Source organism: Cytophaga aurantiaca DSM 3654, from assembly GCF_000379725.1.
Taxonomy (GTDB): domain Bacteria; phylum Bacteroidota; class Bacteroidia; order Cytophagales; family Cytophagaceae; genus Cytophaga; species Cytophaga aurantiaca.
In genome coordinates, this window is record NZ_KB903664.1 from 192,860 (window position 1) to 216,692 (window position 23,833).

Genomic DNA, 23,833 nt, shown 5'->3' on the forward strand with positions numbered 1-23,833 from the left:
ACCCGATAATAATTTCAACTTCCAATTTTACTAAAAAAATAATACAATAGAAATGAAATGTATGCTCTTTTATTCATTTTAAGCTTAAATATGAGAAGGATTATTTATTTTTCTTTTAAATTCGTCCCCAGCATCCTCAACGTTTAAGCGACCGTATGAATTCCTCAACACCTTTTTTATCCATCATTACAGTTGTCTTTAATAATCTTGCCGGATTGAAACATACCTATCAATCCATTAAAAGTCAGACCTCTACTGATTTTGAATGGCTGGTGATTGATGGCGGATCAAGTGATGGGACAAAGGAGTGGCTTGCCGGTTTGACGGTACCAAACATGCGTTTTGTCTCTGAAAAAGATGCCGGGCTGTACGATGCCATGAACAAGGGATTGAAACTGGCAACAGGGAAATTTGTATGGTTCATGAATTCCGGAGACAGTATTTTTTCTTCTGATACCGTGCAGACACTGATCGATCAGTCTGCTGACAACGATGTACTGTATGGAGAAACCATGTTGGTGGATGAGAACGATACCAGGTTGGGGATTCGTTCTGAAAAGACAACACGGGTTTTACCTGAAAAAATGACCCGCTTCTCTATGATCATGGGGATGGTTGTGTGTCATCAATCTTTTATTCCTCAGAGAAGTCTGGCACCAGCATACAACCTGAATTACCGCTTTAGTGCAGACATTGACTGGGTGATCTCTTGTCTGGAAAATGCTTCTTCCATTCATAATTGCAAGACGATTTTGTCTAACTATCTGGTAGGAGGACTTTCAGCTCAAAATCAAAAAACAGGGTGGAAGGAACGCTGGAAGATCTACGTAGCACATTATGGTTTTTTATATACCTTTCTGGCACATATTTACATTGCTTTCAGGTATGTATGGGTCTTTAAAATTTTAAAAAGAAATTATTAAAAAACAGATTAAGCTGCTGTGTAAATGCAAGAAGCTTATTTAATCTTTTTATATTGCGTAATCATTGAATAACATCATTTTAAATTAAAATAATGAAATCATTATCGTTCAAATCAATCCTCCCGCATTTGCTGGTGCATGTGCTGTTCATTGGAGTTTTAGTTATTTTTTATGCACCAATAACAAAAGGTAAAAAACTTTCTCAGAATGACGTGGTTCAATCCGGTGGTGCCTTACAGGAAGCAGCAGAATATACCAAGAAAGGGGGCGAAGAAATTCTATGGTCGAACTCCAGTTTTAGCGGTATGCCTGTGTGGCGTGGTTACAGCGCAAACTTAATCAGTTATGTACAGACATCTGTGCTTGCAGTAATGCCGGTTCTTGTATACATGAGTTACCTGGCTTTTTTAGGATTTTATGTACTTGCATTGACCTTAGGTGCAAATGCACTCATTGCATTGCTTGTTTCAGCAGCATTTGCATTAACGTCCTTTAACATTGTCAGTATAGAAGCAGGTCACATCAACAAAGTGCTTGCAATGGCAACAATGGCTCCGATCGTTGCAGGTGTTATATTGATTTACGATAAAAAGTATTGGATAGGCTCATTTGTAACGGCTCTTTTCCTTGGTTTACATATTTACCACGCCCATTATCAGATCAGTTATTATTTATTGATCACCCTTCTGTTTTATGTGGGATATAAGATCTATCAGGTAATCCGTGAAAAATCGTATAAAGATTTTATTATAGGATCTGCCATATTAGTTGGAGTAGCTATTATATCTATTCTTCCGAATATTTCTTCTCTTATTACCAATTACGAATACTCTAAAAGCACTACACGTGGTGGTTCAGAATTGACTACTGCTAAAAAAGAAGGTGGTGGTCTTGATAAAGAATATGCAATGAGCTGGAGTAATGGTATTACTGAAATTTTTACCATGTACATTCCATATTTTAATGGCGGAGCATCAGGCGAAGAATTGGATCAAAACTCTGCAAGTTATAAAGCACTTGTTGCCAATGTTGACAGAGCACAAGCCAAACAATTTATCAAACGTATGCCGTTGTATTGGGGCGATCAGCCGTTCACATCCGGTCCGGTTTATTTCGGTGCAATTGTGATCTTCTTATTTACACTTGCTATGTTCCTGGTTAAAGATACATCCAAATGGATCTGGTTAGCGATTGCTGTATTCGCATTTATGATGAGCTGGGGTAAAAATATTGAATGGTTTAGTGATCTGTTATTTTATCATTTCCCTTTATACAATAAGTTCCGTTCAGTTACAATGGCTGTATCGATTGCGCAGTTTGTGTTCCCGTTGCTTGCCTGTGTTGCGCTGGTAAAAGTTGTGCAGCCTGACTTAGAAAGAGAAGATGCACAGAAAGCGCTTGTTAAAGCATTTGCTGTATGTGGTGGATTTGCATTACTTATGATTGCGACAGGTACTATGTGGTTTGATTTTACATCAGAAAACGATGGACAATCTCAATTCCCGGAGTGGTTGCTTGAAGCGATCAAAGAAGACCGTATCTCGAAGTTCAGAAGCGATGCTATACGTTCGTTATTCTTTGTGACTGCAGCAGCGGCATTGGTTTGGGCAATTATCAAACAGAAAATTGAAATTAAATATGCGCTCATCGGTTTAACGGTGTTGGTGATCATTGACTTGTTTGTAGTAGATAAACGTTATTTGAATGAAGATGATTTTGTTAAAGCGAAAGGCAATGTGATTGCAAAAGCAATTCCTAAAACTTCGCAAGACGAACAGATCTTAGAAGATAAAGATTACTATAGAGTATTGAATCTTACGAAGAGTCCATTCAACGATGCTACTACATCGTTCTATCATAAGTCGATTGGTGGTTACAGTGCGATTAAGTTATCACGTTATCAGGATCTGATCGAAAATCAGATCAGCAAAAACAACATCGAAGTAATGAATATGCTGAATACGCGCTACATCATTGCAGCGCCACGTCAGGAAGGCGGAGAACCTGTTGTACAGCGTAACCCAAGTGCATACGGCAATGCATGGTTTGTGCAAGAAACGAAGATTGTTAAAAATGCTGACGAAGATATGAAGGCGCTGGATAGTATTGCACCTGCATCCGAAGCATTTATTGATGTACGTTTCGCTCCGGTTGCAAAACACTATACAGTGGATTCTTCTTCTTACATTAAATTAACAGAATATCATCCGAACCATTTAAAGTATGAAAGTAATGCTGCTACCGAACAGTTTGCAGTATTCTCTGAAGTATATTATCAGCCGGGCTGGAATGCATATGTTGATGGTAAGTTAACACCACATGTACGTGTAGATTATATTCTGCGCGGTATGGAGTTGCCTGCAGGTAAACATGAGATTCTGTTTAAGTTTGAACCAGCACACTATATTCAAAGTGAAAAAATTGCCTATGTAGGATCTCTTCTTTGGATCGCTTTATTATTAGGCTCATTGGGTATGTCCATTAAAAAAGAAATGAAATAATTTATTCAGACTTATGCAGTGGCAGGAATACAGTTACTGCATAAGTCTGAATTTATTTTTTTAGCAATGGTATTTTTGAAAACATTTTTTGCATCGTAGCTGAAATATCATCAGATACGTTAAACTTCAATAATACAAATACAAAAAGTATTCCTATAAATAGCGATTTTAATGCAATCACCAATAGCGTTAAGAGAATTGTATCTGCTTTATAATTAAGTAAACTGAAAAGCAAACACACAAGTATTCCAAAAAGAATAATGTGAATCATTTTTCCGGAAAAAGGCTGTACACCAATTTTATTCCAAACGACAATGGTTTTAAGAATATTCATGAGAATAATATTTAATAATAAAGCCAAGGCAGCGCCATTGATGCTGAATATTGGTATGAATATAAAATTTGCTCCAACTGTAAGAATAGATAATGCAATTACGAAGCCTATGTTGTATCTGTAATATTTTGAGAACTGAATGATTTCGCCATTAATGCTGGTTGCCATTTCAAATAATTTTGACAGACCAATAAACAGAATGACATATTTACCTTCCGAAAATGTTTCAGCCTTTGGAATCAATGATAATAAATCATCTACATTGATCCAGATTAATAAAAAGATTAGCATACCCGCTGCAAGCTGTATCAACGAATTTTTCTTGTACAACTCATCAATTTTAGCAACATCATTTTCCTGAGAGGCAGTAGATAGTAAGGGAATAGAAATCATGGATAAACTTTTTCTAGGAACTTCAACTACAGTGCCTATAAAAAAAGCCAGGCTGTATACCGCAACATTTGTAAGACCTTCCATAGAACCAAGCATGAGACTATCTATTTTTGAAATAATCATAGTACCTGCAACACCTGGAATTAAATACAATACATAAATACCCATTTCTTTGACTTTGCTTTTATTAAAAAGCGTAAAATCAGGCCGAACATCCAGGAGATTTATCTTTTTCGTATACAAAACAAGGAATAGCAAAGAAGTTGCATAACTGATTACGTACAGGTAAACCATCCCATCCAGATTAATAAGATTCATGTGATATAAAATCACAACAACGGTAAAGAAAAGTCTCAAAAAAACTTCCCTTAAAAAAGAAGAAACACTTATGTTGAAATTAGCTCGAAGGTATGCTTCAAAAATAAAAATATACATCATGAAAAATGTAAGCGGGAGTATAAAATTAAAATAGTCAATCAATATGGCTGACTTTTCCATATAGATATTTGCCCAAACACTTTTTAGGGCAATAAATCCTATAGCAAATAATATAAAGCCGATTAGAGGATAAAATAAAATCAAAAATAAGAATCCATTATTCTTGTTTCCATCTTTAAAATGAGAATAGAAACGATCTGATAAACTTGAAGCACCAATTTGCGTGAAAAACGCCAAAAGCATTGGTATATCAATAATTAATCTCAGTAAGCCTATTTCCTCCAGATTTAAATACTTAGGAAACAGCCATAAAACATTTATTGCTCCGATACCAATTCCAATATATGTAATTATTGAGTTGTTTATACTCTGTTTTATGATGATTCCCATATTGCCACTTAACTAGGTAAAGGTAATTATTTTATGATTATTTAAGTTAAAAACACTAAATTTGCTGGATACAATTACAGATATATTTGTGTAAATGAATGATTTAAATGACAAAACGGTATTTATTACTGGCGGAACGGGTTCATTGGGAAAGAAGTATGTAACATTTTTGCTGGAGCAATTCCCTCTTATAAAAAGCGTAATTGTCTATTCAAGAGATGAGTATAAACAATACCAATTTAAAAATAGTCTTTCTGAAGATCAACGTAAAAAAGTGACATTTGTGTTGGGGGATATCCGCGATCTTCCGCATCTCACACAATCGTTAAAAGGTGTTGATTATGTATTGCACACTGCAGCCCTAAAACATGTAACTGTTGGCGAAGAAAATCCTTCCGAATTTATTAAAACAAATATTATTGGTTCAGAGAATTTAATTCACGCTTGTATCTCTGCCGGAGTAAAGAAAGTGGTTGCTATGTCAACCGATAAAGCAGTTGCTCCTTTAAGCCTGTATGGATCAACAAAATTATGTGCAGATAAATTATTTATTGCTGCAGGTAATAAAAATCAGGATACTATTTTTTCAGTTGTTCGTTTTGGCAACTTACTTGGTTCCCGCGGTTCAGTCCTTTCTCATTTTATTGCCAAAGCTAAAGAAGGCGTTATTCCCGTTACAGATGAGCGCATGACGCGTTTTCATATAGACTATGTGGATTTAATTCAATTGATCATGCTTGCATTTAACAGTGCACAGGGTGGTGAGATTTATATTCCTAAGCTCGCTTCATATAAAATAACAGATTTGGCAAAAGCGGTTGATGAAGATGCTAAAATTGAATTCGTCGGAATCAGACCCGGAGAAAAAATTCATGAAGAGTTAATTCATAACGCAGATTCTTCAAATGTGTTGGAGTTGGAAAATTATTACATCGTTATGCCACCAAACAAAGGCATCAATGATATGAAACATCTGGATAAATACAAGCCGGTTAAAATACATCAGTCACTTTCTTATTCTTCAGATGTCAATACACAGTGGTTGGATTCAGAGGATTTAAGAGGAATTATTAAATCAGAAATACATCAGGTTGTTGATATAAGAAAATAGCAGATACAATTGTGGAACTTAAGAATAAAAAAATATTAGTAACGGGTGCCGATGGTTTTATCGGAAGCCATCTTGTTGAAACACTCGTGAATCAGGGCTATAGCGTTAAAGCTTTTGTGCTTTATAATTCGTTTAATTCCTGGGGCTGGCTGGATACATTGCCTAAAGAAACATTAAGCAAAATCGAAATATTTACGGGCAACATTACAGATCCGAACGGAGTGCGCACTGCTGTTAAAGGCGTGGATGTAATCTTCCATTTAGCAGCATTGATTGCTATTCCATACAGTTACTATTCTCCCGACAGCTATGTTGATACAAATATTAAAGGTACACTGAATATACTTCAGGCAGCAAAAGAATTTGGGATAGAAAAAACATTGGTGACTTCAACATCCGAAGTTTACGGCACGGCGTTGTATGTACCGATTGATGAGAAACATCCGAAGCAGGGACAGTCACCGTATTCAGCTACAAAAATATCGGCTGACTTTTTAAGTGAATCTTTTTACAGAAGTTTTAATCTACCCGTTACCATCGTAAGACCATTTAATACATTTGGTCCGCGCCAGTCAGCACGTGCAGTGATACCTACAATCATTACACAATTACTTGCGGGCAAAGAGGAAATAAAATTGGGAGCATTGCATCCTACACGCGATCTATTGTATGTAAAAGATACCGTAAACGGCTTTATTCAAATAGCTCTTTCAGATAAGACAATCGGAGAGGAAGTTAATATTGCTACCAAATCCGAAATTACAATTGGCGATTTAGCGAATGTCATCATTCAGCAAATTAATCCCAATGCAAAAATTGTTTCGGATGATGTGCGTTTGAGACCTGCGAAAAGTGAAGTGGAACGTTTGTATGGTAGCAATGATAAAATTCTTGCTCTAACAAATTGGAAACAGCAATATACGTTTGAAACGGCTATAGCAGAAACCATTTCCTGGTTTAAACAAGATGGCAATCTAAGCCAATATAAAACAGACATCTATAATGTTTGATGAAGTTATATCATTTATTAAAAACATAAATCCGGAGCGTAATTTTATTCCGTTGCATGAGCCTGTTTTTAGTGGGAATGAAAAAAAATATTTAAACGAATGTATTGACAGCGGATATGTATCTTCGGTAGGTGCTTATGTAACCGCCTTTGAAGAAGCCATTGCTGCTTATACAGGAGCGAAGAGAGCTGTTGTAGTGGTGAATGGAACGCAGGCGTTGCATCTTGCCTGCGTTGTAGCAGGTGTAGGCAAAGAAGATGAAGTGATCACACAACCGTTAACATTCATTGCTACTGCAAATGCTATTTCATATACAGGTGCAGCATGCATCTTTGTAGACGTAGATAAAGATACCATGGGCATGTCTCCTGAATCATTAAAATTGTTTCTTGAAACAAATGCAGTAATCAGAGATGGAAAGTGTTTTAATAAGACGACCAATAAACAGATCAAAGCATGTATTCCCATGCATACCTTTGGGCATCCGCTTCGTATCGATGAAATAGCTACTATCTGCAAACAATATCATATCACATTGATTGAAGATGCTGCTGAAAGCATTGGCTCTACTTACAAAGGAAAGGCCACAGGTCGTTTCGGGTTGATGGGAACATTAAGTTTTAACGGAAATAAAATAATTACTTCTGGTGGTGGCGGTGCAATCATAACCGACGATGATGCAGTAGCAGATCTTGCAAAGCACTTGAGCACGCAGGCTAAAATTCCACACACGTGGGAATATGCACACGATCACATCGGATATAATTACAGAATGCCCAATCTCAATGCTGCGTTGGCATTGGCACAACTGGAAAATCTAGATTCGTTTATTGAAAAGAAACGAGCGCTTGCAATAATTTATAAAACATTCTTTGAAAAAAAAGGATTCAACTTTGTATCTGAACCTGAACATGCATTCTCCAATTATTGGCTGCATGCAATTATATTGAAAGACAGAACTGAACGAGATGCGTTTTTAAATGAGTCGAATGCAAATGGAGTGATGACAAGACCTATATGGAACCTCATGAATAAAGCTCCCATGTTTGCACAATGTCAATGCACCAATCTTGATAATGCACAATGGCTTGAAGACAGAGTTGTGAATATACCAAGCAGTGTTACATACAAAGAAAATGAAAGTAATTAATATACTGTTTTTAGGTGGTGCAAAGCGCGTTTCATTAGCCGAAAAGCTTATACAAGCGGGCTTGGAACGGAATTGCTCGGTTCATATTTATTCATATGAATTGGATATGTATGTGCCGATTGCTTCTGTAGGTTCGGTGATTAAAGGCTTGAAATGGAGTAGTCCGGATTTGTATGCCAATCTTTCAGAGATTATTAAGAGCAAACAGATTCATACCGTATTGCCGTTTGTAGATGCGGCGATTGCTGTAACATCAAAATTAGCTTTACTTCATCCGGAATTGTATTTTCCTGTTAGCGATTTAGAAATTGCGGATGTAATGTTTGATAAGGTTACTGCGAATACATGGTTTATCGATCATCAACTTCCAGTGCCTCCTCAAAATGAATCATTCCCGCTCATTGCAAAGCCTCGTAAAGGTTCTGCTTCAAAAGGGATATTCGTACTTCAGGATAAAGATGATGCTGATTATTTTGAAAAGAAAAATGACCGCAATGATTTTTTGATTCAGAAATTTATTCCGGGTATTGAGTATACAGTTGATTGTTATATTTCACGTGAAAGCAAACTTATTTCTGTCGTGCCAAGAATGAGAGCAGAAGTAACTTCAGGTGAAGCAACCCAAACAATTACTGTTAAGGATGAGCAGATTATAACGCTTTCGGAGAAAATTTTAAGTAAAGGGAAATTTAAAGGACCTATTACGATACAATTTATCCGCGATGCGAAAACATTAGAAACATACATTATGGAAATCAATCCGCGTTTTGGCGGAGGCGTTTTAGCGAGTATTGAAGCTGGCGCCAACAGTGCACAGGTGCTTATTGATGAACTGTTGGGATTGCCGGTGAATGTGAATACTTCATGGAAAGAAAATATTATTATGACACGGTCTTTTAGAGAAACATATTTTTATGCAGATAATCATTGACATGGATGGTACCATATGTACCGAAGAACGTATGTTTAGCAGAAGTCTTGCAAAGCCCTTGCCTGGATCTGTTGAGAATGTAAATAAATTATACAATGAAGGTCATACCATCATTATTTATACCGCTCGTACGTGGATGGAATTTGAAATGACGACAGAGTGGCTTAAAAATAATGGCGTGCAATATCATCAGTTAATGATGGGCAAACCTGTTGGAGATTTCTGGATCGATGACAGAGCCTTGAATTTTAATAATAACTGGGAACAGATATCTGAAGTGATTAATAAGAAAAAGAAATAATGAGTAACAAAGTAATCATCATCGCTGAGGCAGGAGTAAATCATAATGGAAGCATTGAATTGGCTTACAAAATGATTGATTTGGCAAAAGAAGCCGGGGCGGATTATGTGAAATTTCAAACAGCTATACCTAAATTAGTATATTCAGCGAATACGCCTAAGGCAGCTTATCAGATACGCAATACGGGCTCTGATGAACCTCAGATCAAGATGGCTGAGAAAATTCATTTGCCGGTTACAGATTATAAAGCATTGAATGACTATTGTAACAAAATTGGAATCAAATTTTTATCTACTCCATTCGATCATGTATCTATTGATGTATTAGAGGAGCTTGATATGGATTATTTTAAAATCCCTTCCGGTGAAATTACAAATCTTCCTTATTTAAAAAGAATAGGCTCGATAGGCAAACCGGTGATTATGTCTACTGGTATGGCTAAGTTGGGTGAAATTGAGGATGCGCTGGAAGTACTTCAATCATGCGGCTTGCGTAAAGATCAGCTTACAATTCTGCATTGCAATACAGAATACCCAACCCCTATGGTTGATGTAAATCTAAATGCAATGCATTCGATGGCTTTGGCATTTGGTGTGAAGGTTGGTTATTCAGATCATACAGAAGGTATTGAAGTACCGATTGCTGCAGTAGCGCTTGGTGCAACAGTGATTGAAAAACATTTCACCTTAGATAAATCAATGGAAGGTCCGGATCATAAGGCTTCTCTTGATCCTGTTGAATTGAAAAATATGGTTCGTGCCATTCGCAATATTGAAATTGCATTGGGTACAGGTCTGAAGTCGCCTACGGAATCTGAAAAGAAAAATATTGTTGTTGCAAGAAGAAGCATTCATATACTTAATAACCTTGATGCCGGACATATACTTACTCCGCAGGATCTTATAATGAAAAGACCTGGAGATGGTATCAGTCCTATGAATATAGATGTAGTACTAGGTAAAAAACTACTACGCTCTATGATGGATGATGAAAAGTTAACATGGCAGGATATTCAATGAAAATAGGTGTACTGACAAGTTCCAGAGCAGAGTATGGTATTTATTATCCCTTACTTCAACGATTAAAGAACGATCCGTTTTTTGAGCTGGAAATTATTGCTTTTGGTACACATCTTTCCGTTGAACATGGCTATACAATAAATCAAATACTAGCAGACGGATTTGAAGTGCCTCATAAACTGGAAACAGTTCCTAAAGGGGATACTTCATTTGATATAAGCTCTTCAATGGGTTTAACGATTGAACGTTTTGCTGCTTTCTGGTCCAAGCATTCTTTTGATGTTGTTTTTGCGCTGGGCGATCGTTACGAAATGTTTGCAGCAGTAAGCGCGGCGTTTCCATTCAATATAAAAATTGCACATATCTCCGGTGGCGAAACCACACTTGGTGCTATTGACAATGCATACAGACATGCTATTTCACTGATGTCTACGTATCATTTTGCTTCAACCGATGTATACAAGAACAGAGTTATTGAAATTATCGGTTCGGATGAAAACGTATATAATGTAGGTGCGCTCAATATTGAAAATTTCATTCAGCAGAAATATTTAAGTATTGATGCATTTAAGGAACGGTTTAACATAGACTTATCTCTGCCTTCTATTCTTATTACATTTCATCCTGAAACGATTGCACTGGATAAGAATGTAGTGTATGTAGAAGAATTAATTAAAGCATTGGAACAATGCAATGCGTATCAATTAATCATTACCATGCCGAATGCAGATACAATGGGTAATGTTATACGCGCTAAATTGAATGAATTTATTGCTGTGCATAAAAATGCCATTGGCGTTGAGTCCTTTGGAATGCTAGGCTATATCTCATGCATGAAGTATTGTGCATTTATGCTTGGAAATACTTCAAGCGGATTTGTTGAAGCTTCGTTCTTTCCTAAATATGTTATCAATTTAGGAGATCGTCAGAAAGGACGATTGTTAACACCGAATATCATAACGGTTCCTATTGAAAAAGAGGCTATTTTAGCTGCAGTAAAAAAGATTCAGTCTGCTCCACAGTTGAGTAATATCTTCGAATATGGAAAGGGAGATGCGTCTGAGCAGATTTGTCAAATTTTAAAATCAAAAAATATCTAGCATGTCTCATTCAACTCAATTTGATAAATATTTAATTAATGAGTCCAGTACAATTTTTCAAGGATTAGAAAAATTGAATACGAATGAATCATTGACATTATTTGTACAAAATGAAAATGGGAAAATTGTTGGTTCGTTAACGGACGGCGATTTTCGCAGAGGCATACTGAAGGGAATATCATTGGAAGAGAACATAAAGAAAATTATGCATGATAATTTTCTTTATTTAAAACAAAATAAGCCGGATCTTCAATTAATAGACAAAGCCAGGAAAAGCAGCATTCGATTGCTGCCGATTTTAGATGAGAATTATTTTTTAAATCATGTTCTTGATCTGAAAAAACAAAAATCAATGTTGCCTATTGAAGCTGTATTGATGGCAGGTGGCAGGGGAGAACGCTTACGTCCACTAACAGACACTACTCCTAAACCCTTGTTGAAATTAGGAGACAAAGCAATCATTGAATACAACATCAATAACTTAACTGCATTTGGTGTAAAGCAGGTATATATTTCTGTAAAGTATTTAGCAGAAAAAATCGAATCATACTTAGGTGATGGCAGCAAGTATAATTTAACTATTAATTATTTAAAGGAAGAAAAACCACTGGGTACGTTAGGTTCTGTTTCATTGGTGAATGAATTTCATACCGATTCAGTTTTGGTAATGAATTCAGATTTGTTTACCAATTTGAATTTAGAAGAATTTTATAACCACTTTATTGAGTCTGGCGCTTCCATGGCAATCGCAACATTTCCATATGTAGTTTCTGTACCTTACGGAGTACTGGATACAGCGCATTCAGAAGTGGTTTCGTTTCTGGAAAAACCAACGTATACCTATCAGGCAAGTGCTGGTATATATCTTATTAAAAAAGATGTTTTAAAAGATGTTCCGACAGATACATTTTTTAATGCAACAGATTTAATGGATCTATTAATTTCGAAAAATAAAAAAATTACATATTTCCCTATTGTGGGTTATTGGATTGATATTGGTAAGCCGGATGATTATAAAAAGGCTCAGGAATATGTAAAATATCTGAACGTATAAAAATGGCATCTCAAGCAAACATACTTATTACAATCTGTGCCAGAGGTGGCTCTAAAGGAATACCAGGGAAAAATATTAAACTTCTTGGCGGACGCACATTGATTGATTATACCATTCAGACAGCAAAGAAGTTTGCTGAAAGGCATGCTGCTGTCATTACACTTTCAACAGATTACGAAGATATTCTGCAGGCAGCTGCTGCTTCCGGACTCGTAACAGATTACCGCAGGCCTGAATATCTGGCTACCGATGAAGCCGGTAAAATAGATGTGATCAGAGACATTGTTTTATTCGAAGAGAAGAAGGCGGGTAAAAAATTTGATTACGTATTGGATTTGGATGTAACATCACCACTCCGTACAATAGAAGATCTTGAAAAAGCATTTTCTTTATTACTTGATAACAAAGAAGCAATAACACTTTTCTCTGTAAATGCTGCAGCGCGTAATCCATATTTTAATATGGTTGAGCAAAAAGAAAACGGATTTTATGGATTGGTGAAAAAGCTTGAACAGACGAGCCTTACACGTCAGTCGGCTCCTAAGGTCTATGATTTAAACGCTTCGTTTTATTGGTACAAACGTGTGTTCTTCGATTCAGGATTAAAAACACCCATTACTACGAATACGCTCATTTATCAGATGAATCATATCTGTTTTGATTTAGATCATGTAATTGATTTTGAATTTTTAGATTTTCTTATCACAAATCATAAACTGGATTTTGAGCTTTGAAAGTTGTTATCATAGGATTAGGGTCTATTGCTAAAAAGCACATTGCAGCAATCCGGCAAATAAAACCGGATGCAATAATAATCGCATTGCGTTCGAATGCATCCGCCGATGAGATTCCATCTGTAGAAAATATTTATTCTATTGATGATATAAAAAGCATTCATCCTGATTTTATTATTATTAGTAATCCCACCATGTTGCATGGTGAAACAATTGAAAAACTTATACAATTTAATATTCCGTTGTTTATTGAAAAGCCTGCCTTACATGACCTGCAGCAGGAAGAACATATAAGCACACTGCTTAAAGCAAATAATATAAAAACGTACATCGCATGCAACCTTCGGTTTTTAGATTGTTTGGTGTATGTAAAAAATCATCTTGCGGAAAAGCAAGCGGCTTTAAATGAAGTTAATGTATATTCCGGTTCTCATTTGCCGGATTGGCGCCCTGGTACAGATTTTCGCAAAGGATATAGTGCGAATAAAAATATGGGGGGCGGTGCGCATTTAGATTTGATTCATGAGTTGGATTATGTCTACTGGATATTTGGTAAGCCTTTACAGGTCTCAAGTATTTTGAGAAATAAATCGACGTTGAAAATTGATGCAATAGACTATGCAAATTATACCTGTGTGTACGAACGTTTTGTTGTTGGCATTGTTTTGAATTATTATCGCAAAGATTATAAACGAACACTTGAGCTTGTATTCAGTGATGAGACATGGTTGGTAGATCTTCCGGAGAATAAAATTACACGAGCAGACGGAACAGTTATTTTTAAAAGTGAGCAGAAAATGATACAGACGTACCTGAATCAAATGACGTATTTTTTTGATTTTCTGAATTCAGGTTCAGCAATCTCTATGAATGATTTTACACAAGGAATTGATGTACTTAAAATTTGTTTGAACAATGATATTAAAAGATAAAGTAATAATTGTTACAGGAGGAAGCGGATTGCTTGGAAAGGCAATTATGAACGATCTTAAAGAAAAAGGAGCGATTGCTGTTAACGTTGATATAAAAGAAGACGTTGGATCAGGCCATCATTTTGTTCATGGTGATACAACCGATGAAAAAAGTATTGCTTTAATTTTTGAAACGGTTCACCAAAAGTTCGGACAGATTCACGGATTGGTTAACAATGCCTATCCGCGTACAGCCGATTGGGGTAAACCATTTGAAGAAGATACCGATCTTACTTCCTGGAGAAAAAATGTAGATTTGCAATTGAATAGTTATGTTGCTTGCTGCCAGGAATACATTAAATATGCTAAACCTTATGCACAAGGAAGCATTGTAAACATGGCATCTATATATGGTGTTGTTGGCAATGATTTTACTGTTTATAATGGTACAGAAATGAAACCGGCAGCAGCTTATTCTGCTATCAAAGGCGGCCTCATTAATTTCTCACGATATCTGGCATCTTTTTATGGAAAAAATGGCATTCGGGTAAATGTAGTTTCACCCGGAGGTATTTTCGATCATCAGAATCCTATCTTTGTTAAAAATTACGAAGATAAGGTTCCTCTTAAAAGAATGGGCACTCCTGAAGATATTGCTCCTTCGGTAAGCTTCTTATTATCTGATGAAGCGAAATACATAACCGGACATAATTTAATGGTAGATGGTGGCTGGACAGCCATTTAATTAATTCGAATAAAAATAGTACGCTGATATGAAATCTTTTATTAAGATAGGACTTATGGTTCAGACATTTATTTTATTGTCTGTACAGTCAGTTATATCTTGCATTAAAATTGTTTTGCTGTATAGACGTCCAACGGCGCTTCCTCTAAAAAATAACGAGACGTGTATCGTATTTGGAAATGGTCCTTCATTAAATGATACACTTCAAAACAGTATAGATGTTCTTAAATCTGCAGAGCTTATTTGTGTAAACAGTTTTGTGACTTCAAAATATTTTACGGAACTCAAACCTCAGAATTATATTTTATTAGATCCGGTGTTTTTTTCGAATGAAGGAATAAAAAAAGAAGTTGTTAAGACTGCATATGACGCGTTGATCGCGCATACAAGCTGGACAATGAACTTGTATGTTCCGATGCAGGCGAAAAAATTCAAGCACTTTCAAGACTTTCTTAAACAGAACAGCAATATCAAGCCTGTATATTTCAACTACATTATAGTGGAAGGTTTCGGCTGGTTTAAAAATTGGGCATTCAGAAATAACATAGGGATGCTTCAATCCCAAACCGTTATCATTGCAGCAATATTTGTAAGCATCAACCGTCAGTTTGATAAAATATTGCTTGTAGGAACAGATGCTTCGTGGCACGAAGATCTTAGAATCAGCGATGATAATTTGTTGTTATTGAATGATACCAATTTCTATAACACAGAAACAAAAACTCAAAAGGAAATTCCTTTGATCAATCCTGAAAATAAAAATAAAATTACAATGGCTGTTCAATTTATGAGCATGTCTAAAATATTTAAGGGATACGAGAATTTGAATACGTACGCATTAAAGCAAAAAGTTAAGATATATAATGCCAGTGTTAAAAGCTATGTAGACGCCTATGTGCGTTTGAAGCTATAAGCTGCTGTTGTTTATTGTCATCAATAATCTTGAAAAATAAATGAAACGATCGTTCTTAGCTGAATGTACTTTCATATAACAATAAAATACTATGATAAATAAAATTGATACCTATTCATATCCTACGTGCATTGCATGTGGTTCAGAAGGTAAAACAAAATATTCAAATTTAAGAGATCGCCATTTTGGTGAAACAACAGGCTGGAACATCAGTGAGTGTGCAAATGTAGATTGTAAATTGTATTGGCTAAATCCAATGCCAACAAAAGAAGATATCTGGAAGGCTTATGATTCGTACTATACACATTCAGATCATAAAAAATCCATTCTTGATTTCGCGTTTTTAGAAAGGCCCTATTATGCGTTGAAGTATGGTTACTTTAAAGAACTTTCCTTCTTTAAGAAAATACCCGGTTTGCTTGTGTACCTAATGCCGTTAACAAAAACGAAATTTGATTTCAGTATTTTATATTTAGATGCAGTTAAAGACGGCAAGATATTGGATTATGGCTGTGGCAACGGTGCATTGTTAGATAAGATGATGGTAGGAGGCTGGGAGGCATACGGTCTGGATGTTGATCCTAAAGCGATTGATCATTGTCGTACAAAAGGTATCAATGCAAACGTAGGCGACATCGATTCTCAAAATTATCCGGATAACTTTTTTGATGTGATCACGATCAATCACGTGATTGAACATGTGCATGAAGTAGATGCCTTGCTTGCAAGTTGCTTCAGAGTATTAAAAAAAGGTGGTAAGCTCGTTATTGCAACACCAAATACGGAAAGCTGGCAACACAGTGTATACAAAAAAGATTGGCTGCAATTAGATCCACCGAGACATCTTCACATTTTCAATATTAATAATTTAGAAAAGGTAGTTAAGAGAAACGATTTTAAAATTGTGAAATCATTTTCGAGCTGCCGTATCGATGCCTGGTCTGTTATCGTCAGCAGAGGGATTGCACGTAATGGTACATTTAAAATTGGTACAGAAAAGAAAACAAAGGCGGATCTGTTAATGGGCTTGTTTCAGCAACAGATCAGTTATATACTGGGCCTGTTTAACAAAAGATCCGGCGGTGAAATTGTATTAATCGCTACAAAATAAATGAAGGCCAGCTGCGCAATTGTTATACCTGTATATCGTTCCTCAATGGATTGGAATGAACGTATTGCGTTGCAGCGCTGTGTGGATGTATTTAAAGATAGAGATATTATTATTGTGCACCCTGAAGGCCTTGATCTATCAGCGTATACAGCTGTTGCAAGTAAAGCCATCTATCTGCCTTTAAAAGCTTCTTGTTTTAAAAGTATTGAAAGTTATAGTCTATTGCTTAACTCATCGTATTTCTACAAACAATTTTTAGGCTACACCTATATATTAATTCATCAGTTAGATGCTTTTGTATTTGAAGATCAATTGGAATATTGGTGCAGCAAAGGATATGATTACATTGGCGCGCCCTGGATCAATGCCACGTGGATCAAAAAGTTAAAAGAAAAAATATCCTGGATCGATAAGTGTATTTATCCGGTTGGCAACGGAGGTTTTTCTTTGAGAAGAGTTAAAAAGTTTTATTACGGAAGTATTTTTTTAGCACCCATTGTTACATTTCTTTGGAAGAAAAAATGGAACGAAGATTTTTTTTGGTCGTCTCTTGCACATCGTTTAATTCCGGGTTTTCATATTCCGCAAGTAGAGGAGGCCCGTTTGTTTGCTATCGAAGAGTATCCTTCAATTGCCTATAAGAATAATGGGAATAAGCTGCCATTTGGTTGTCACGCATGGGAAAAATTTGAACCCGAATTTTGGCGCAAGCATATAGAAGCACTTGGATATAAATGGTAATTTATTTTTTTCTGTAATACGACAAACGGTAAAGAATTCCTGGAACGTATAGTTTCTTATTGCCTTTATAAGGACCAACAACAATTAAAGAATCTGCTGATAAGGTTTCAATGATATAATATCTTTTTTTGTCTGGTTTATCCATATCGCTATAGATTTTATTTCCTTTTAACTTATATACTGATTTGTCCCCTCGCGCTTGATGAATGAAAATATGATCCTGGCCATATACAAAAAGTGTGTTGCTTGCTGGTAAATCCTGAATCCATTCCTTTTTGTTTCCAGAGACTGAATACTTCGTTCCTGGACCTCCATACCAATCTCCCCAAAGCAATACTTCAGAAGTTGTTGAAGTTTTAGAAGTTAAGCAGGAAATTAGAAAGGCGCTAAAAATCAAAACGATAGAGAATGTTTTCATATCCTGTAGAACTGTTTTTAAGATATTATAAGCCAATTTACTTAAACAATTCGGTTATACAATGATAGCTATTAGGCTTAGAAACAGCTTTTTTGTATCTTTATAACCCTTGTTTAGATAAAGCAAAAGTATGTTTGATAATTTAAGTCAGAAGCTCGATAAAGCATTTAAAACCCTGAAAGGTCAGGGTAGAATTACTGAAATTAACGTTGCTACAACAGCTAAGGAAATTCGCAAAGCCTTAATTGATGCCGATGTTAACTATAAAGTTGCAAAGACTGTTACAGATGATATAAAAGAAATTGCCTTAGGAAGAGAAGTATTGATTTCTGTTTCTCCGGGACAATTATTAGTAAAAATTACCCATGAAGAGCTTACAAAGCTTATGGGTGGAGAGAAGCAGGATATCAACCTGAAAGGTGATCCTGCAGTTATCTTGATTGCTGGTTTACAAGGTTCAGGTAAAACTACTTTTTCCGGTAAACTTGCCGCATACATTAAAAAACAAAATACAAATGTTTTATTAGCTGCGTGTGATGTTTACAGACCAGCTGCGATCGAGCAGTTAAAAGTATTGGGTGAGCAGGTTGGTGTTGAAGTTTATACTGAGCCTGAAAATAAAAAACCGGTTGAGATTGCAAAAAATGCAATTGAATACGCAAAGAAAAATAATAAGAAAGTAGTCATCATAGATACAGCCGGTCGTTTAGCGATTGACGAAGATATGATGAATGAAATTGCTGCTGTTAAAAAAGCAATAAATCCTTCAGAGACTTTGTTTGTAGTAGATTCTATGACAGGTCAGGATGCGGTGAATACAGCAAAAGCATTCAACGAACGCATCAATTTTGATGGTGTTGTATTAACCAAGTTAGATGGTGATACACGAGGTGGTGCTGCTATTTCAATTCGTTCTGTAGTTGAGAAGCCAATCAAATTTGTCAGTACAGGAGAGAAGATGGATGCACTGGATGTATTCTATCCGGAACGTATGGCCAGCCGTATTCTTGGTATGGGTGACGTTGTATCTCTTGTAGAGCGTGCTCAGCAGGTATTTGATGAAGAAGAAACAAAGAAGTTAAATCAGAAATTAAGAAAGAATCAATTCAACTTTGAAGATTTCTTAAATCAGATTCAGCAGATCAAAAAAATGGGTAGCATCAAAGACCTTGTCGGAATGATTCCGGGTATGGGTAAAATGATGAAAGACTTACCAATTGATGACGATGCATTTAAACCAATTGAAGCAATCATCTTTTCGATGACACAGGAAGAACGTGAGAATCCTGATTTATTAAGTGGCGGCAGAAGAAATAGAATTGCAAAAGGTTCCGGAACTACGATTCAGCAAGTGAACAATTTATTAAAGCAGTTTGAAGAAATGCGCAAGATGATGAAGAGCATGAACAAAATGCAAGGGAAGGGAATACCGCCGAATATGAAGAATTTAATGAAGCGATAAGATTTATATTCATAAATTATTAAAATGCCGATTATGAAATAATCGGCATTTTTTGTTTTAACGATCTTGATAAAATCAATAAAAGCTCAATTCTATATAAGGATAAGTACCAAATAGAGGCATTTCTTTTAAATGACTGGGCAACGTATTATTGCCTTTTTATTTTTTTTAAATAAAATTTCAATAGGCTATTATATGAAAAAATCCACAATCGAATATAAACAGGTAAAGAATCTTTATCTCTATATTTAAAACTTAGGTATCTACTAAGTTGTATGTATTTGATTTGATTTAAAAATGAAATTTTATTCACATTTAAATCTTCTCTCACAAACAATGTATTGAAATTTTCATTGAATGCTAGTGTATTTTCATATTGATCTTCAACGACTATTTTTTCGCCTCTCCAATATAGAGTACCATAAACATTGCTTGAAAAACATTGATAAAATTCAGCAGTTAAAAAATTACGTATTTTATTTCCTTGAAAAGAATAATTCACATCTAAGGTATTAACAAAGTAATCTCTGGTATTTACATTCAATTCTTTAAAATAATTCAGATAAGAATGTTTAAGTGAAATTTCTAAATGAACAGAACTATTGAATTCAAAATAATTAAATGCCAGCATACTTTTTGAAACAGAACGCAAAACATCATAGCTGCCTATAAAGTAAAAATCGTTTACCAGATACTTTTGCTTGTTAATGAACGGAACAAATAATTTATGAGAAACGTCTGAACCTGATGATTTCAAAAAAGTTCTATGCTCTTCAATAAGATCATTTATATTAAAAAACTGATCTGTTCTTACTTTTACAACATAATCACACTTAGATGCATCAAATGCTTCGACGCCTTTTAAGCAGGAATAAAACTGTTTGTATTTATTATTTATATCTGTAGGGAATTTCACCTTTTCAGAAAGAAGTATTTCCGGAGTTGGATTGTCAAGTTTTACTATCTTACATGGATACGCCGATAATTCTTCTTCAGCTAATACTTCATCTTTCCAGGTAGTAAGTACTACTTCAGAAAACAAATGGGAATAATTTTTTAGCAGTTCTTTTATGTTAGGTAAGCAATCGTAGTTTACAATTGTTTGTTCAGCAACTTTATCTTTGTATGTTTTGCCCGAGCGCCCTTTTGATAATATCGGCCCTTGAATCAGTAAACTATATTTTATCGTAGATGTCATCTTATTATTCCATTAAACGAAGTAATGAGTCATGCGTCATATTACCTTTAAAGTGAAGATATTCTTCGGGAGTACCAATAAAAAATAAATTATCTATAGATATCAATTCAAAGGAAATATAACTACCTTTTTGTATCAGATAGTTATACATTGGCGCAACATAGTATTCATTGCGTGTCAATATGTTATTGTTCTTATAGTAGAGAAACATTTCTTCAAAAATTTCAATCGATTTGAAATAGTAAAGCCCCGAGCTGCATAAATCGGAGATTCGTTCTTTTTCTGTTGTTCTGATGACTTTAGTTAAATCCTGCGTATCAGTCTCAATGAATGACCAGTGAGAACCTTTACCCTTAAAGACCTCCACATAACCATCTGCAGTTTCAAGTGATTCAGGAAAGATATAATCTGGTCTGAAGGTATCAATATTAAATACTACAAGTCCTTGTTTCTTATCAGAAATCAAATCGGTACCCTTCCATACGGTTTCTGCCTGTCCTTTGGTTGGTTCGGCTAAACTCACAATTTTATAATTTTTAATTCCCAGAGTAGTGATTTTATTTTTAATAAAATCTTCCACTACTGAGTCTTGATTTATTATAAAGACAAATAAATTTTTGCTAAAATATCTTTTAAAACTGCTAACAGCTATTTCAAAAACTGAAACGCCATGTACATCAAGCATAAACTTAGGAAGCGTGTATCCTGCATCATAAAAGCGACTGCTTTTACCAGCCATAGGAATGAGTATGACGAATTCTTTCAAGATTATTTTTTATTAAATTCAATATATAAACACAGTGCATTTGCTAAAAAAGCTTTTTGTCTTAATGGATTGTCGTAATGTAATGGAAGCATAGACAAGAATAAATGAACCATAATAGCATAGTTGGCTTTGCTATTTAAGTGTACGCCATTAATAACATATTGCGCAAAGTGTTTTTGTAACGCTTTAATATTTTCGCTTATGTGAATATTAAATTCCAACGCATAAGTACCTGTTTCATTCAGTTCAAAATAATTGGCAATGATCAGATCGTAATTGCCCAGTATTGAATGAGAGAGTTTCGCTATATCATAACGAACATCTCCATATATAGAATAATTTCCGTCTTCATCCAATCCTCTTGGATCAATTACTTTAATATCCAGATTTTTAAAATCAAATAAGATATTGCTGAAACACAAATCGCCGTGTATGACTCCTATCTCATTATTAGTAGCAGGTTGAATCCACTGTGCTGTTTCAGCAATAATTTGATTCAAGCTAGGTACTGTTTGCTTGTTTACAGTCCATGTACAATTAAGATCTATTTGTGTTTGATCTGCAAAACGCTGTAATCGTTTTTGTGTTTTGGGTAAATAAAGATTATTATTTGATCTTTCTTCCGTCTGATCTGGTTTGATTGCAGTACACGCTTCAATGAACCGGATTACCGAATCTAAAATTGGTTTCCAAAAAAAAGACGATTGATTTCCAAATACCAATAACTCATTCAGCGCGCTAAAGTTCAAATATTCCAATGCGTATCCTGATTCTAAGGTTCCAAGATACATTGGAGTGTAAACTTTAAGTGAAAAGGGTAAGTTTTGATACCAAAAAGATTCTGCTGACATCTTTTCTTTATCTTCACTTTGTTTTGTTAAGACTCTGTTTTTGATGGTGAGCTTATTGAATACTCTTTGCGTGGTATACTTTGCTTTAGAACAATAAAAAGTATTGATGTGACCAAAATCCAACCATTCTTTTACGTGTGTTTCTTTTACGGATCTTTCCTTACTATACTTCCTTACAGCACTTATAAAATCAAAATTAACTTCAAATAACTTATCTATTAACTTGTGAATATTTTCGAATGAAAAATATCCGCAATAGGTTAGTTTTTTATCGAGATCCTGATCGGACTCTGCCCAGTCATAGAAGTATTCAGACTTTCCGACCGCTATAAAATCAGCATCAATAGGTACTTCCGGAATTAAGGTATCTCCATAAAGGATCCGAACGGGCTGGTTCCGTTCATGCATTTTGTTCAGGCTATAGAATATAGATAGACCTATCGACAGGTTATCTGGCACTTTAATGATTTGTACACGATGATCTGTTAATACTTTTTTGTCAACGTCACTAATAGTGTATGAATCCGGAACTGAAAGGTAAATCGTTTCATTTTCAATTTCTTTTGAAAACTGACTCAATTGGTGTAAGTAGAGACGTTTATTGCCAATAGGCAAAAAGCTTGGAGGAATATAACCGAACTCAGATTTTAGCGAAGCTTCAATGTACGCACCAGATGTAATTAAAATCATTGTTTTTCCTTTTCCAGTAATTGCTGTATTTCAGAATAAGAATATTTGAGAAATTCACTTGGCCGGATAGACTTATCATCGATATAAAATCCTTCAAAACCGCACCATGGTTTGCCAACGACAACTTCATCAAACGGAACATCATGCTCTTTTAGCCAATCCAGTATAATCGGTAAGGTATGAACATTGATTTTGCCAACATTTCCGCTAAATGTTCTCACGTTTCTACTTGTGTGAATTGTAATTTCAAATCCGGAATCTTTGTATTCCTTTAGCTTATTTATAAAAGATGTATTGGGGGCAGCATTTTTATAATCGGACTTTTCTGTATAACAAATTGTATCATCCAGATCCACTATTAGTTTTTTCATTTGGGGAATGTAAATAGGAAACAATATGTGAATAATTATAAAGATAAACAATAAAATGCATAGTAGAAGTCTTTCTCCATATTGGCTTTGCAGATTCCTCGCGTAATTCGTCTTTGGCTCTATGTGGTACATATAACTAATGGTGCAGAGGAAGTTGCATTTTTTGAAAAAAATCAGAAATGGGTTCTAACAAATAAATTATTTGCATTTATACGCGAGAAATTTTAACATAACTTTTTTGATTTCGTCAGTAAAAATGACGATATT

The 23,833-nt window shown here is 35.2% G+C and carries 23 protein-coding genes; 17 read left to right on the forward strand and 6 right to left on the reverse strand.

The window, feature by feature from the left end; all coding sequences use genetic code 11:
* Positions 1-155 precede the first annotated feature (155 nt).
* Together A3EE_RS0117840 and A3EE_RS0117845 are read left to right on the forward strand one after the other, a co-directional pair.
* Entirely contained in the window at positions 156-923 is a 768-nt protein-coding gene (locus A3EE_RS0117840) for a glycosyltransferase family 2 protein (RefSeq protein WP_018344805.1), read from the forward strand.
* 92 nt (positions 924-1,015) lie between these two features.
* The gene (locus A3EE_RS0117845; RefSeq protein ID WP_018344806.1) at positions 1,016-3,424 is read left to right on the forward strand and encodes a YfhO family protein; all 2,409 of its coding nucleotides are present in this window, start codon (positions 1,016-1,018) and stop codon (positions 3,422-3,424) included.
* Positions 3,425-3,476: 52 nt separating this feature from the next.
* Here the strand turns inward: A3EE_RS0117845 and A3EE_RS0117850 are convergent, their stop codons facing one another.
* The gene (locus A3EE_RS0117850) at positions 3,477-4,979 is read right to left on the reverse strand and encodes a lipopolysaccharide biosynthesis protein (RefSeq protein ID WP_018344807.1); all 1,503 of its coding nucleotides are present in this window, start codon (positions 4,977-4,979) and stop codon (positions 3,477-3,479) included.
* A gap of 94 nt (positions 4,980-5,073) precedes the next feature.
* Between A3EE_RS0117850 and A3EE_RS0117855 the strand changes: the two genes are divergently transcribed.
* The 14 genes from A3EE_RS0117855 to A3EE_RS0117920 all read left to right on the forward strand — a co-directional run bounded on the left by A3EE_RS0117855 (position 5,074) and on the right by A3EE_RS0117920 (position 17,810).
* Entirely contained in the window at positions 5,074-6,090 is a 1,017-nt protein-coding gene (locus A3EE_RS0117855; RefSeq protein ID WP_018344808.1) for a polysaccharide biosynthesis protein, read from the forward strand.
* Between the two features lie 11 nt (positions 6,091-6,101).
* Complete coding sequence (locus tag A3EE_RS0117860) at positions 6,102-7,100, forward strand: NAD-dependent 4,6-dehydratase LegB (protein ID WP_018344809.1); 999 nt, start codon at positions 6,102-6,104, stop codon at positions 7,098-7,100.
* Positions 7,093-8,250, forward strand: a complete 1,158-nt coding sequence (locus A3EE_RS0117865) for a LegC family aminotransferase (protein WP_018344810.1) — start codon at positions 7,093-7,095, stop codon at positions 8,248-8,250. Before A3EE_RS0117860 ends, A3EE_RS0117865 begins: the two co-directional genes overlap by 8 nt.
* Positions 8,237-9,181, forward strand: coding sequence for an ATP-grasp domain-containing protein (locus A3EE_RS0117870; protein WP_018344811.1), 945 nt, complete (start codon positions 8,237-8,239; stop codon positions 9,179-9,181). Before A3EE_RS0117865 ends, A3EE_RS0117870 begins: the two co-directional genes overlap by 14 nt.
* Positions 9,165-9,482, forward strand: coding sequence for an LNS2 domain-containing protein (locus A3EE_RS0117875; protein WP_018344812.1), 318 nt, complete (start codon positions 9,165-9,167; stop codon positions 9,480-9,482). The genes A3EE_RS0117870 and A3EE_RS0117875 overlap by 17 nt, the downstream gene beginning before the upstream one ends.
* A complete protein-coding gene (neuB, locus tag A3EE_RS0117880; protein ID WP_018344813.1) occupies positions 9,482-10,501 on the forward strand; it encodes an N-acetylneuraminate synthase in 1,020 nt (339 codons plus the stop codon). Before A3EE_RS0117875 ends, neuB begins: the two co-directional genes overlap by 1 nt.
* Positions 10,483-11,601, forward strand: coding sequence for a UDP-N-acetylglucosamine 2-epimerase (gene neuC, locus A3EE_RS0117885; protein WP_018344814.1), 1,119 nt, complete (start codon positions 10,483-10,485; stop codon positions 11,599-11,601). The genes neuB and neuC overlap by 19 nt, the downstream gene beginning before the upstream one ends.
* 1 nt (position 11,602) lies before the next feature.
* Positions 11,603-12,655: a nucleotidyltransferase family protein gene (locus A3EE_RS0117890; RefSeq protein ID WP_018344815.1), complete on the forward strand. Its 1,053-nt coding sequence runs from the start codon at positions 11,603-11,605 to the stop codon at positions 12,653-12,655.
* Between the two features lie 2 nt (positions 12,656-12,657).
* Positions 12,658-13,389 carry an acylneuraminate cytidylyltransferase family protein gene (locus A3EE_RS0117895; protein WP_018344816.1) on the forward strand — a complete coding sequence of 244 codons (732 nt, stop codon included), beginning with the start codon at positions 12,658-12,660 and terminating at the stop codon, positions 13,387-13,389.
* Entirely contained in the window at positions 13,386-14,321 is a 936-nt protein-coding gene (locus A3EE_RS0117900) for a Gfo/Idh/MocA family protein (RefSeq protein ID WP_018344817.1), read from the forward strand. Before A3EE_RS0117895 ends, A3EE_RS0117900 begins: the two co-directional genes overlap by 4 nt.
* Positions 14,305-15,045 carry an SDR family oxidoreductase gene (locus A3EE_RS0117905; protein ID WP_018344818.1) on the forward strand — a complete coding sequence of 247 codons (741 nt, stop codon included), beginning with the start codon at positions 14,305-14,307 and terminating at the stop codon, positions 15,043-15,045. The genes A3EE_RS0117900 and A3EE_RS0117905 overlap by 17 nt, the downstream gene beginning before the upstream one ends.
* 28 nt (positions 15,046-15,073) lie before the next feature.
* Positions 15,074-15,958, forward strand: coding sequence for a motility associated factor glycosyltransferase family protein (locus tag A3EE_RS20915; RefSeq protein WP_018344819.1), 885 nt, complete (start codon positions 15,074-15,076; stop codon positions 15,956-15,958).
* Between the two features lie 91 nt (positions 15,959-16,049).
* Complete coding sequence (locus A3EE_RS21530) at positions 16,050-17,069, forward strand: class I SAM-dependent methyltransferase (RefSeq protein WP_018344820.1); 1,020 nt, start codon at positions 16,050-16,052, stop codon at positions 17,067-17,069.
* Entirely contained in the window at positions 17,070-17,810 is a 741-nt protein-coding gene (locus A3EE_RS0117920) for a DUF5672 family protein (RefSeq protein WP_018344821.1), read from the forward strand.
* Position 17,811: 1 nt separating this feature from the next.
* On the opposite strand, the gene A3EE_RS0117925 is transcribed toward A3EE_RS0117920, so the two are convergent.
* Positions 17,812-18,228: a hypothetical protein gene (locus A3EE_RS0117925; RefSeq protein WP_157447094.1), complete on the reverse strand. Its 417-nt coding sequence runs from the start codon at positions 18,226-18,228 to the stop codon at positions 17,812-17,814.
* A 130-nt stretch (positions 18,229-18,358) separates the two neighbouring features.
* On the opposite strand from A3EE_RS0117925, the gene ffh reads away from it, so the two are divergent.
* Entirely contained in the window at positions 18,359-19,690 is a 1,332-nt protein-coding gene (gene ffh / locus A3EE_RS0117930; protein ID WP_018344823.1) for a signal recognition particle protein, read from the forward strand.
* A gap of 148 nt (positions 19,691-19,838) precedes the next feature.
* Here the strand turns inward: ffh and A3EE_RS0117935 are convergent, their stop codons facing one another.
* The 4 genes from A3EE_RS0117935 to A3EE_RS0117950 are packed head-to-tail and all read right to left on the reverse strand — an operon-like array spanning position 19,839 to position 23,566.
* Positions 19,839-20,888, reverse strand: coding sequence for a WavE lipopolysaccharide synthesis family protein (locus A3EE_RS0117935; RefSeq protein WP_018344824.1), 1,050 nt, complete (start codon positions 20,886-20,888; stop codon positions 19,839-19,841).
* 4 nt (positions 20,889-20,892) lie between these two features.
* Positions 20,893-21,654 (reverse strand): glycosyltransferase family 2 protein, encoded by a 762-nt coding sequence (locus A3EE_RS20925; protein WP_211208948.1) that lies wholly within the window; start codon positions 21,652-21,654, stop codon positions 20,893-20,895.
* 2 nt (positions 21,655-21,656) lie between these two features.
* A complete protein-coding gene (locus tag A3EE_RS0117945) occupies positions 21,657-23,195 on the reverse strand; it encodes a hypothetical protein (RefSeq protein ID WP_018344826.1) in 1,539 nt (512 codons plus the stop codon).
* Positions 23,192-23,566 carry an HAD family hydrolase gene (locus A3EE_RS0117950; RefSeq protein ID WP_018344827.1) on the reverse strand — a complete coding sequence of 125 codons (375 nt, stop codon included), beginning with the start codon at positions 23,564-23,566 and terminating at the stop codon, positions 23,192-23,194. The genes A3EE_RS0117945 and A3EE_RS0117950 overlap by 4 nt, the downstream gene beginning before the upstream one ends.
* Between the last annotated feature and the right edge of the window lie 267 nt (positions 23,567-23,833).